The 12,239-nt window shown below is 61.5% G+C and carries 9 protein-coding genes; 6 read left to right on the top strand and 3 right to left on the bottom strand.

All coding sequences use genetic code 11. The features are described from left to right. A partial coding sequence (locus FQV27_RS13875) for a 3-hydroxyacyl-CoA dehydrogenase NAD-binding domain-containing protein (RefSeq protein ID WP_186827307.1) occupies nt 1–1,364 on the bottom strand: 1,364 nt, incomplete at its 3' end. Nucleotides 1,365–1,824: 460 nt separating this feature from the next. On the opposite strand from FQV27_RS13875, the gene FQV27_RS13870 reads away from it, so the two are divergent. Further along, entirely contained in the window at nt 1,825–2,619 is a 795-nt protein-coding gene (locus FQV27_RS13870) for an IclR family transcriptional regulator (RefSeq protein WP_147099546.1), read from the top strand. Nucleotides 2,620–2,644: 25 nt separating this feature from the next. Here FQV27_RS13870 and ligD read toward each other — a convergent pair whose 3' ends face one another. Both ligD and ku read right to left on the bottom strand, forming a co-directional pair. Then, nucleotides 2,645–5,068, bottom strand: coding sequence for a DNA ligase D (gene ligD / locus FQV27_RS13865; protein WP_147099543.1), 2,424 nt, complete (start codon nt 5,066–5,068; stop codon nt 2,645–2,647). After that, nucleotides 5,068–5,910 carry a non-homologous end joining protein Ku gene (gene ku / locus FQV27_RS13860; protein WP_147099541.1) on the bottom strand — a complete coding sequence of 281 codons (843 nt, stop codon included), beginning with the start codon at nt 5,908–5,910 and terminating at the stop codon, nt 5,068–5,070. The genes ligD and ku overlap by 1 nt, the downstream gene beginning before the upstream one ends. A 218-nt stretch (nt 5,911–6,128) precedes the next feature. Between ku and FQV27_RS13855 the strand changes: the two genes are divergently transcribed. From FQV27_RS13855 to FQV27_RS13835, 5 genes are all read left to right on the top strand, one after another. Continuing rightward, the gene (locus FQV27_RS13855) at nt 6,129–7,364 is read left to right on the top strand and encodes a putative DNA modification/repair radical SAM protein (protein WP_147099539.1); all 1,236 of its coding nucleotides are present in this window, start codon (nt 6,129–6,131) and stop codon (nt 7,362–7,364) included. Continuing rightward, nucleotides 7,361–8,797 carry a UdgX family uracil-DNA binding protein gene (locus FQV27_RS13850; protein WP_147099537.1) on the top strand — a complete coding sequence of 479 codons (1,437 nt, stop codon included), beginning with the start codon at nt 7,361–7,363 and terminating at the stop codon, nt 8,795–8,797. Before FQV27_RS13855 ends, FQV27_RS13850 begins: the two co-directional genes overlap by 4 nt. 122 nt (nt 8,798–8,919) lie before the next feature. Further along, nucleotides 8,920–9,861 (top strand): tagatose kinase, encoded by a 942-nt coding sequence (locus FQV27_RS13845; protein ID WP_147099535.1) that lies wholly within the window; start codon nt 8,920–8,922, stop codon nt 9,859–9,861. A 6-nt stretch (nt 9,862–9,867) separates the two neighbouring features. Further along, nucleotides 9,868–11,148 (top strand): D-tagatose-bisphosphate aldolase, class II, non-catalytic subunit, encoded by a 1,281-nt coding sequence (locus FQV27_RS13840; protein ID WP_147099533.1) that lies wholly within the window; start codon nt 9,868–9,870, stop codon nt 11,146–11,148. A gap of 29 nt (nt 11,149–11,177) precedes the next feature. Then, nucleotides 11,178–12,236, top strand: a complete 1,059-nt coding sequence (locus FQV27_RS13835) for a LacI family DNA-binding transcriptional regulator (RefSeq protein ID WP_222611702.1) — start codon at nt 11,178–11,180, stop codon at nt 12,234–12,236. Nucleotides 12,237–12,239 lie beyond the last annotated feature (3 nt).

The following is a 12,239-nucleotide window of genomic DNA, read 5'->3' as shown; positions in this document are numbered from 1 at the left end:
ACCACATCGGGCGCAGTCTTGTCGGCCACCACCACTTCCAGCAGCCGCATGATATGGGCGGGCGAGAAGAAATGCAGCCCGATCACATCCTGCGGGCGCGCGGTGGCCGCGGCGATTTCGTTCACATCCAGATAGGAGGTGTTCGTGCCCAGCACCGCACCCGGCTTGCAGATCCGGTCGAGGTCGCGGAAGATCGCGGTCTTGACCTGCAGGTCCTCGAACACGGCCTCGATCACGACATCGACCTCGGCCAGATGGTCAAGCCCGACCCCCACCGTCAGTGCCGAGAGCGTTTTCCTGCGGGCCTCGGCGCTCATCTTGCCGCGCTTGACCGCGGCATCGAGATTGCCGGCGATGCGCGTGCGGGCGGTTTCGGCGCCCTCGGGGGTCATTTCGACCAGGGTGACGTCGGTGCCGGCCTGCAGCAGCGCGGTGGCGATGCCGACGCCCATCGTGCCGCCGCCGATGACACCGGCCGAGGCCGTGGGGCGCGGTTGGGCGCCGGCTTCGGGGATATGCTTCACGGCGCGCTCGGCCTGGAAGGCATGGATCAGGCCCTGGCGGTCGGGGCTGTCCATCAGTTCCAGAAACAGCGCCCGTTCAACGCCCATGCCTTCGCCAATCGGCCGCCCCGCCGCCGCGATCGCGTCGATGCATTTCAACGGCGCCGCAAGCTGCGGCCGCTTGCCACGCAAAACCTCGCGCGCCGCATCAAGACGATCCGCATCGGCCCGAAACACAATCTCACCAGTCCGACGCGTCGGGAGCTCTTTGGCAAGGATGTCGCGGCCCAGTTTCAGCGCCGCGCCGCGCGGTGTGCCATAATCGAAGCCATCTATGATCCCGAGAGCGATCGCCTCGCCCACAGGCACATTACGTCCTGTCGTTATAATTTCGATAGCGCTGTCGAGCGCGATCAGGCGGGGTAACCGCTGCGTGCCACCAGCACCGGGAAGAAGCCCCAGCGTAACTTCCGGCAATGAAACACGTGCGCCGGGCATTCCGACGCGGGCATGGGCCGCAAGCGCCAGTTCCAGCCCGCCACCGATGGCTGCGCCGTGAATGACCGCGCCCACTGGCTTGACGTTCGATTCAATCGCGTTCAGCACATCTGGCAGAAACGGCCGCTTGGGCTTCTTGCCGAATTCGCGGATATCGGCGCCGCCCGACAGCAATTTCCCCACCCCGTAGATGCAGATGACCTTTACATCCTCATCAGCGTTCAGCACATCAATCGCGTCGAGCAAAGCTTGCCGCATCGCCGTGCCAAGCGCATTTACCGGCGGGCTATCAAGTGCGATCAGCCCGATATTGTCGGCGATCTCGATGCTCAGCGGTGTGTGTTCCGTGTAAGCCTTGTCCATTCCCAATTCTCCACCCCGATCACCAGCGACGTTTTGTTCGGCCTGAACAGCAGCCAATTTACGTTCGCTATGCAATCTGTATGTCCGCATAGCGAACATCGCTTAAAATTAACCTAGGGTCAAGATTTTCCAATCTTTTCAACGCAAGAATTCCAGATACTTGAGCAAATATCGGGGAATAGTCGCATATATCTGTTTGTAATAAATGGATTTTTATACATATTCGCGGCACGCTGACATGTGCCATTGCCGCAGATAAACAGCGTGCCGGCGAGGCAATTTTGTGTCGAGATCATGGAACGAAAGCCGCTCGAATGCGTTTCGTTCTAATTCGCAGTGCAAAACGAATGAACACAAAGCGAAATTGATTCGCCCCGAACTCTGTGTTAGCGCTGGCACACGGCGCGAGCGGGCGATAGAGAACTCAATTGTGACAGGATCGAATGGACGGTATGACAGGATGAACGAACTCAGCAATGAACCGCAAGGCGCTGAAGAGGGAGACCGACAGTTTGTCACAGCCCTTGCTCGCGGGCTGGATATCCTGACCTCCTTCGGAAAAACCGACCGCTACCTTTCGAACCAGGAAATCGCACAGCGAACCGGACTGGCGCGCCCGACCGTGTCGAGGCTGACCTATACCCTCATGAAGACGGGCTTTCTTATCCGAAGCGATGACAGCGGCGAATACCGGCTGGGACCGAAGGTTCTGCAACTCGGCTTCAGTGCACTGGCGGCAACGGATATCTCGGAACGTTTCAACGACCAGATGTCGGAACTGTGCCGGGGGCCGAACCCCTATATCACCGTCGCGCTTGCCGAGCGCAGCGGGACGCGCGCCGTGTATCTGGCGGTCCGCCGGTCGCGGCAGGCTGTGACGCTGTCCATCGACGTCGGCGCGCGCTTGCCGTTGTTCTATTCCGGGATCGGGCGCGCCATTCTTGCCGGGCTGAGCGAGGAGAAGCAGCAGGCGGTTCTGCAAAAAGCCATCGCCGAGTTTCCCGGCCAGCGCGAGCGGATGGAGCGCAGTCTGAATCAGGCGGTCGAAGACTATGAGCGCTATGGTTACTGCACCAGTTTCGGCGCATGGAAGCCCGAGATCAATTCGATCGCTGCTCCGCTTCGCTCTCTGGATGGATCGTCGGTCTATGGTGTGAATATTGGCGGGCCGTCCTTCATGATCTCGCCCGAGGAACTGCACGAACAATATGGCGACCGCCTGCGCAGCGCAGTGTCGGGTCTGGGCGCCACCTGACCCGGCGGGCGTACTGGCGCGCCGTTCACCCGTTCATGGCCTTATCAAGCCGTTCGACGACCAGACTGTTCAGCGACTGCGGACCGGGGCGATCAATGCCGTCCCAGCCGCGTTCAATGGCGCGGCGCGTCCCTATTTCGGATGCCTTGCTGAATGATGAAAGCTCATCCCAGGCGACCGGCGCGGCAACGGGCGCACCGGGTCGGGCGCGGACAGAAAACGGCGCGATGGCCGTTGCGCCACGTTCGTTACGCAGCCAGTCGACAAAGATGCGGCCCTTGCGCTTTGCCTTCGACATTTCTGCAATGAAGCGCGCCGGCTCGGTCTGCTCCAGCAGGGTCGCGACGCTGCGCGAGAAAAGCTTGACGGTATCCCAGCCGACCGTGCGGCGCAGCGGGACGACAAGATGTATCCCCTTGCCGCCCGACAGCATGGCCCAACTTTCCAGGCCAAGTTCGCGCAGCCGGTCGCGCAAGTCTGTGGCGGCAGCCTTCACGTCGCCGAAACCCAAACCTTCGTCGGGGTCAAGATCGAAGACCATGCGGTCAGGCCGATCCAGCCGGTCGCGCCGTGCGCCCCAAATGTGAAATTCGACCGTTCCCATCTGAACCGCGCTGACCAGCCCGGCGGCATTCGTGACATAGGCATAGGGCTCGGTCGTGCCGCTTTTGTCCGCAATCTCGACGGTTCGAATGGCATCGGGAAAGCCCTTGCCGGGGTGCTTCTGAAAGAAGCGTTCGCCCGCCATCCCTTCCGGCAGGCGCAGAAGCGACAGTGGGCGGTCCGCGACCTCCTGCAACATCGCGGGCGAAATCGCGTCGTAATACCGGGCAAGATCGCCCTTGGTCAGCACCGGGCTTTCGAAGATCTCGCGCGCTGCGCTGCTGACCGAAACGCCGGCGATATTCTCACGCTCATCCATCGGAACCTCCGCCTCGACCCGGACCTCGCTGGCTGGCTTATCTTCGCGAAGACCCAGAAACACCGCATGCCGCAGCCGCCCCCGCCGCGTCGTTTCCGCATATTCGACTTCTGCCACCAGTTCCGGCTTCACCCATGTGACGCCAGCAGTTTCTGATGCGGGGGCCGGGACCGTCGCGCTCTTGCGGGAAAGCGGGCGCAGGAACGCGGCAATTTCCTGCATCTGCGTTTCGTCAAAGCCGGTTCCAACCTTGCCGACATAGCGCAGGCCGCCATCGTCATCATGCGCCGCCAGCAGAAGAGAGGCGAAGGGGCGGGCACGACTTTCGCTGCGCAGCCAGCCCACGATCACAAATTCAGCACGGCGGCGGCACTTGATCTTCAGCCAGTCATCGCTGCGGCCGGACATATAGCGTGCGTCGCGTCGCTTGGCGATCAATCCCTCACCCCCGGCACCGCAGATCATCCGGAACGCGTCTGCCGGATCGCCCTGAATCAGCGGCGAAAGCTGCAGCGAACCCATCGGCGGCAGCTTCGCGAAAAGCTTCTCCAGCGTGGCGCGGCGCTTCGTCAGTGGCTCATCTCGCAGATCGGTGCCGTTCAGGGACAGAAGATCGAAGGCGACATAGCCAAACGGGCCACCGGACTTGATCGCGTCCTGCAATGCCCCGAAACCCTGCATCCCGGCACCCGCCACGATCTCTCCGTCGATCAGCGCCGACGCGCAGATCAGGTCGTCGAATGCGACCAGAAGCGAAGAAAAGCGATCCGACCAATCGTGCCCGTTCCGGGTATAGACGCGCGGCCCACCCTGCCCGACCGCAACAAGCGCGCGATAGCCGTCAAGCTTCAACTCGTGCCAGAACCGCGCGGAATCAGCCAGATCATCCGACAGCGAGGCAAGCTGGGGCGCCACCCGACCCGGTAACTTTCCGTCGCGATCCAGCGCGATCGGTGCGGCGTCCTGCCGGATCGCGCTGAAACTGCGTCCGGTCGAGACGCTTTTGCGATATCGCGCGACCGGATCACGCTGGTCCGCGGCCTCATCCTCGGCCTTGATGAGAAGCCAGTTCTCGCGCTTGCTGTCGGCGGGCCGGCGACCCTTCATTCTGACGAGGTTCCATTCACCCGTCAGCCGCCGCCCGAACAGCCGAAATCGCAGATGCCCTTTTTTCAGGCCACGCGACACCGGGTCAAGCGGCTGCCACCAGCCGATGTCCCACAGCATGACAGTTCCCGCACCGTAATTCCCTTTCGGAATCTCGCCCTCGAACCCGAGATAGCTGAGCGGATGATCTTCGGTCCGCACGGCAAGGCGCTTTTCGGATATGTCGAATGATGGGCCACGCGTAATCGCCCAGCTGAGCAGAGCGCCGTCCCATTCAAGGCGCAGATCCCAATGCAGTCTGGTCGCGCGGTGGTTCTGGATCGAATAGCGCAGTCCGGTGCCAGAGGGACGGCCTTCGCTCGCCGGCTCTGGTGTGCGGTCGAAATCGCGCTTCTCAAGATAAGTCCGCAGCCGCGCCATCAGGCCGACTTCGATTTTGCGCTTCCGCGCCCCGCCTTCCCGGACTTGCCGCCATCCTTCTTGAGGCTTTCCTTCAGCGCCGACATCAGGTCGACGACATTCTCGCCCGAGGGCCGCTCGACCTCATCCTCAACCTTGGCGCGCGGGCTTTTTTTGTTCTTGCGCTTCTTCTCGATCAGGTCGCGCAACGCGGCATCATAGTGGTCCTTGAAGGCTTCGGCCTTGAAGGGCGCGGTCTTTCGGTCGATCAGCTGAGTTGCGACCTCCAGCAAATCCTTGTCGATCTTGTCATCCTCGATCCCCGCGAACATCGGCTCTGCCGCGCGGATCTCGTCTGCATAGCGAAGCGTTTCCAGCAGCAGGCCGTCGCCGCAGGGCCGTATCGCACACAGATATTCGCGACCACGCATCGTCAACTGGCCGAGACCAGCCTTCTTTTCCGCGCGCAGCGCGTCGCGCACCACGCGATAGGCGTCCTCGGCCAGTTCATCCGTAGGGACAACATAATATGGCTTGTCAAAATAAAGCGGCGCGATCTCCGTCTGGTCGACGAACTGAACAAGTTCCAGCGTCTTTTTCGTTTCCAGCTTGATCGCGTCAACCTCGTCAGGGTCAAGAAGCAGATAGTTGCCGTCGTCCGTCTCAAACCCTTTCAGAATATCGTCTTTCTTCACGGGGCCGACGCCCGGAACAACCTTTTCATAGCGGACGGGCTTGCCGGAGGGTTCGTGAATCTGGCGAAACGAAACCCGCGCACCCGTCTTCGTTGCCGAATGAAGTTCGACCGGGATCGAAACAAGCGACAGACGAAGCTGCCCTTTCCAAACCGCGCGTGACGCCATGTGGTCCCTCTTTTTCTGGCCGAAGCGAACTGGCCCTGCCATCCGCACACAAGACGCGCGGCACATCATGCCGCGACAAAAACCAACCGGAACGGCGTGCAGAAGTTCCGCATCGCGCCTTAAGGACGACGCGCCGATCCGATGCGGCAGAAATTAATAAATGCCAATCCGCGCGCGGAGCGATTTACAGGAACAAACATCGAACATAAAATCGGAAGATGGCACAGAAAACGCTGCAACAGAAACTCGCGATCCTGTCGGACGCCGCGAAATATGACGCCTCCTGCGCATCGAGCGGGACGACGCGACGCGATTCGCGCAATGGCGGCATCGGCTCTGCCGGTGGGACAGGTATCTGTCACGCCTACACGCCCGACGGTCGCTGCGTGAGCCTGTTGAAAATCCTGATGACGAACTTCTGCATCTATGACTGCGCATTCTGCATCAACCGCGTCAGCAGTAATGTCGAACGCGCGCGCTTCACCCCGGAAGAGGTCGTGACGCTGACGCTGGAATTCTATCGCCGCAATATGATCGAAGGGCTTTTCCTGTCGTCCGGGATCATCAAAAGCCCGGACCAGACAATGGGCGACATCGTTCGCATCGCCCGGATGCTGAGGATGGACCACGGCTTCAAAGGCTATATTCATCTGAAAACCATCCCCGATGCCGCGCCCGAACTCGTGGCAGAGGCCGGTCTTTATGCCGACCGGCTGTCAGTAAATATCGAGCTGCCAAAGGATCACAGTCTTAAAGAACTCGCCCCAGAAAAGCGCCCCGAGACCATTCGCGCATCAATGGCCGATATGCGCCTGTCACGAGAGGCCGCCAAGGATCGCAGCTTTACCGGCAAGCGCGCGCCGAAATTCGCACCGGCCGGCCAATCGACGCAAATGATCGTCGGCGCTGACAAGACCTCGGATCGTGATATCTTGCGGACATCGGCCAATCTTTACGCAGGCTATGATCTGAAGCGCGTCTATTACTCCGCCTTCAGTCCTATCCCCGATGCCTCGGCAACGCTGCCGCTTATCAAACCGCCGCTTATGCGCGAGCATCGGTTGTATCAGGCCGACTGGCTGATGCGGTTTTACGGCTTTGACGCGGAAGAGATCGGCGGCGCACGCCCCGACGGAAATCTTGATCTGGAGATTGATCCAAAGCTTGCCTGGGCGCTTGCCAATCGCGCCCGATTTCCGGTCACCGTGGCGCACGCCCCCCGCGAGATGCTGTTGCGCGTGCCCGGTTTCGGCACCAAGACCGTCAACCGCATTCTGGCTGCACGTCGTTGCGGATCTGTCCGTTACGCAGACCTTTTGCGAATGGGCGCGATCATGTCGAAAGCACGTGCCTTCGTCTCGTTGCCCGATTGGCACCCCGGCGCACTGACCGACAGCGCCGATCTTCGGGCCCGCTTCGCGCCCGCGCCGGAACAGCTTTCGCTGTTCGGATGATCAGGGTCGATCTGCCCCGCTTCGATCGTTTCGAGGCATGGCGCAGCGCTGCACGTCGCCTTGCCGGGGCCGGCATTGCTGCTGCTGATGTCACATGGGCGGATCGGAACTGCGCCACGAATGATCTGTTCGGGTCCGACCCCCTGCCGCCTGAAAACGATCGCAAGATCGCGGTCAGCCGCGATTTCATCGCGCTTGCGCGCAGCGTCAGCTTTCATTCCGATCCTGAAAGATGGGCGCTGCTTCATGCTGCGTTAATGCGCTTTCAGGCAGATCGGAGGTTTATGTCGAACCCCGCTGACCCGATGGTCGTCCGCCTTCAGATGATGTCGAAATCGGTCCGGCGCGACATTCACAAGATGCACGCCTTCGTGCGCTTCCACGAAATGCCCTCGGACGGCCCGCGCCGCGCATTTGCCGCGTGGTTCGAACCCGAGCATCCGATCCTTCAGGTTGCCACACCCTTCTTCGCCAGGCGATTCGCCGATATGGATTGGATGATCGCCACGCCCGAGGGGGTTGCGCGCTTCGACGGAGAACTGCATTTCCTGGACCCTGTGGCGCGCCCGGATCTGCCGGCTGATGCCAGCCATGCGCTTTGGCAGACCTATTTCGCGAATATTTTTAACCCGGCACGGATCAATACGCAGGCGATGCGTTCGGAAATGCCGCTGAAATACTGGAAGAACCTGCCCGAAACGCGGCTGATCGCCGATATGCTTGCTGACGCGCCGCGCCGGGTCGATGCGATGGCTGCAGCGGGGGCAAGCAACGCGCCTGCCTTCGCCGCCAAAGTTACGGCAAGGCTGCGAATTCCCGCCGACGAAACCCCGCCTGAAACGATGGATGCGGCCCGCGATCAGGCGGCGCGCTGCACACGCTGCGATCTTTGTCACGCCGCCACGCGAACGGTTTGGGGCGAAGGAAATCCGAAGGCGGATCTGATGATCGTGGGCGAGGCTCCTGGCGATCAGGAAGATCTTCAGGGCCGGCCATTCGTTGGCCCCGCCGGCAAGCTTTTGCGCGACAATCTGGACCAACTTGGCATCGATCAGGATCGCATCTGGTTCACAAACGCGGTCAAACATTTTAAATTCGCCCCGCGCGGCAAACGCCGGCTGCACCAGAACCCCGATGCGGGCGAGATTTCGCATTGCCGCTGGTGGCTCGGCCTCGAACGGCGCTTTGTCAGACCGCGCTTAACGCTGGCCTTGGGGGCGAGCGCCGCATTCGCGCTGACCGGGCGGCGCGATCCGCTGTCACCGCGTCGCGGTAAGGTCGAGGTCGCGCTCGACGGTGGTGCTGTTTTACTGACATGGCATCCCAGCCGCATCCTGCGCCTTGCGGACACCGAGGCAAGCGCCGCATTAGAAGAATTCCGCAGCGATCTGCGCCTCGGCGCGCATCAGGCAATCGGCGGGCCCGGCCACTGACCACAGCGCAAATCGGTCACACGAAGACGATAGTCGCCATCAAAATTCACTTCTCAAGTTAATATATAAATTGACATAAGTAAATATTCTGATAGATCCTTGTGCAGCAGGGGGAGGCGAGGATGCGCAAGGTTCTGACGATCGGCGAAGTGCTGGTGGAAATCGTTGCGACGACGAAAGGAAACGGCTTCATTGAGGCTCAGCCTCTGATCGGGCCGTTTCCGTCCGGCGCACCGGCAATCTTCTTAGACCAGTTGGGCAAATTAGGCACGCCATGCGCGATCATCTCTCGGGTCGGTGATGACGATTTCGGGCATGTGAACCTGACGCGTCTGCGTGCGGACGGGGTTGATGTGTCCGGCGTGGAAATCGCGCCCGGCGAAAGCACGGGAAGTGCATTCGTGCGCTATCGCGAAGATGGTAGCCGGTCGTTCGTTTACAATATTCGTCACAGCGCCTGCGGAAACCTGAAGCCGACCGACGCCTCCGAGGCGCTTATAGAAAGCTGCGATCACCTGCATGTCATGGGCACGGCCCTATCCGCGCCGGGGCTGGGCGAGATGGTCATGGATGCTGCGCGACGCATGAAGGCGCGCGGCGGGACAATTTCGTTCGACCCGAACCTGCGGCCCGAAATCCTGAACAGTCCCGGCCTGCGAGAGCGGCTGGAAGCGGTGCTGGCCATGACCGATCTGTTCATGCCCTCGGGCGACGAGTTGTTCCTGTTCGAGCCGTCGCGGTCAGAGACAGATGCTGCAGAAGCGCTGCTCAGCCGGGGCATCCGCACAATCGTCCTGAAGCGCGGCGCGGGCGGCGCCAGCCTGTTTGAAGACGGCCTTCGCATCGACGCGACGCCCTTGACGGTCGAAGAGCTTGACCCGACCGGCGCCGGCGACAGTTTCGGCGGCGCGTTTCTCAGCTTCTGGCTCGCAGATGCGAAGCCGGAACTTGCGTTGCGCTATGCCAATGCAGCCGGTGCGCGGGCGGTGACAAGAATTGGTCCGATGGAAGGCACTTCGACCCGCGCGGAACTGGACGCCCTGCTGACCCTACAGAAAGGCTGAGACATCATGACCGACAACCCCCTGCAGGACATCGCCCAATGGCGCGGCCGTCCCGGCCCGTCGGGCATACCGTCGATCTGCACCGCCCATCCGATGGCGATCGAGGCCGCGATGCGCTGCACATTGCCCACGGAACTGCCCTTGCTGATCGAAGCGACCTGCAATCAGGTCAATCAGGACGGCGGCTATACCGGCATGACGCCTGAAGATTTTCGTGTTTTCGTCGAAAAAATCGCGACGCGCATCGGATTTCCCGCCGACCGGCTGATCCTCGGCGGCGATCATCTTGGGCCTAACCCGTGGAAGGACCAGCCCGCCGATCAGGCGATGGAAAAGGCCGAGGTCATGATCCGCGCCTATGCGGCAGCCGGGTTCACGAAGCTGCATCTCGACTGCTCGATGGGGTGCGCGGGCGAGGCGGTGGCGCTGGATGACACAGAAACAGCCGCGCGCGCGGCGCGACTGGCGGCGGCTGCCGAGGACGCACGGCCCGAGGGTGGGCTTCCACCAGTCTATATCATCGGCACCGAGGTTCCGATCCCCGGTGGCGCGATGGAAGAGATCGAAGGGCTGGAGCTCACCAGTCCCGATGCAGCCCTGACGACCTATGAGGTTCATCGCGAAGCCTTCACGCAGGCCGGGCTTCAGGAAGCTTTTTCCCGCGTGATCGGGCTGGTTGTGCAGCCGGGTGTCGAGTTTGGCAATCACAACGTCATCGGCTACGACCCCGACGCCGCGCAGGACCTCAGCAACGCGCTGCCGCGAATGGCCGGCCTCGTCTACGAAGCCCATTCCACCGACTATCAGACGCGCGAGGCACTGGCGGCACTTGTCGCTGACGGCTTTGCAATCCTGAAGGTCGGTCCCGGCTTGACCTTCGTATTGCGAGAGGCGCTTTACGGTCTGGACGCCATCGCCGAGGAGCTGTTTCCAGGCGCGCGCGCGCACCGACTGCGCGACGTGATGGAAGCCAGCATGCAGGCCGCGCCGAAAAACTGGGACAGGTATTATCACGGCAGCGACGCAGAGCGCGCATTGCAGCGCCATTTCTCATACAGTGACCGTATACGCTATTACTGGCCCGATCCGGCAGCCAGGGACGCAGTGGCAGAATTGTTCGATCTGCTCGGAGATCGGGACCTGCCCGAGACGTTGATCGGCCAATATCTTGGCGCGCTTTATGCGGATGTGCGCGCCGGACGGCTGGCACCGCGCGCGAATGATCTTGCCCTAGCCGCTGTCGAGCGGCTAACGCAGGACTACATATTCGCCTGCGGCGGTGCCTGACCGGCACCTTAGGATGGGAACAGACGGCATTGGCTTCGAGTAGCGCCACGGAAAAGGCCAGCGGCATCCGCACGATGGAAGATTTCGCGGCACATGTCGGCCTGTCGCGCCCGACGGTTTCCAAATATTTCAACGACCCCCAGTCCGTCCGCGAAAAGACCCGGAAGCGGATCGAGAAAGCGATCACGGATTCAGGCTTCAGGCCGAACATGTTCGCCGTGAACCTGAAGCGCCAGCGCACCAAGATACTGGGCGTCATCATCCCGAACGCGATCGACCCGTTCTATATGGAACTGACCCGCCGGATCGAGGAAATTGCCAGCGAAGCAGGTTATTTCGCCATTGTCCTGAGTTCCAACGGCAGCCCGGATCTGGAAGCCGAGGCGATTGAACGCTTTGAATCGATGAATGTCGCAGGTGCCATTGTCGCGCCATTGGGCCAGCCACGCGGGCAATCAAAGCTCGATTCCCTGGCCAGCAGAGTGCCATTGATCTATGTGGATGCCCCCGGCCATGAAGGCATGCCCTATGTCGGGACCGACAACCGGCAGAGCATGGGTCTGATCGTCGATTACCTGTGCCGCTCTGGAACGCCGCCGTGCTTTCTGGACATGCCCGATGTCAACCTGAATGCGCGACTTCGACGTGCAGCCTATGAACAGGCGATGGAACAGGCCGGCTTTGAGCCGCGCGTGCTGCCGGTTGCGCCGACAAAAAGCTGGGATTTCGAAGCCTTTGCCCATCGCGCGGTCAGCGAGCATCTTGCGGCCGGGCTGCCTTCATCGACATTGCTTTGCGCGAATGACCGCCTGGCGTTCGGCGCGTTGCTGGCCGCGTGGGAGGCCGGGCTGAAGGTCGGGCGAGACGCCGATTGTCGCCTGAGGATCGCAGGTCACGACGATCACCCGCTGGCGCGCTATACCTGCCCGCCGCTGACGACCGTCGCGCAGGATTACGCTGAAATCGCACGGCTCGCGACGAACCGCTTGCTGGAAAATCTGGGGGGGCAGGCTGCGGATAGTGCGACCGGGGCTTCGGGCGATGCCTTGTTGCTGAAGGCCAGCATCATGCTGCGCGCCTCTGCCTGAGGA

Source organism: Paracoccus aurantiacus (genome assembly GCF_007993065.1).
Lineage (GTDB): Bacteria > Pseudomonadota > Alphaproteobacteria > Rhodobacterales > Rhodobacteraceae > Paracoccus > Paracoccus aurantiacus.
This window is presented reverse-complemented; position numbering and strand designations above follow the sequence as displayed.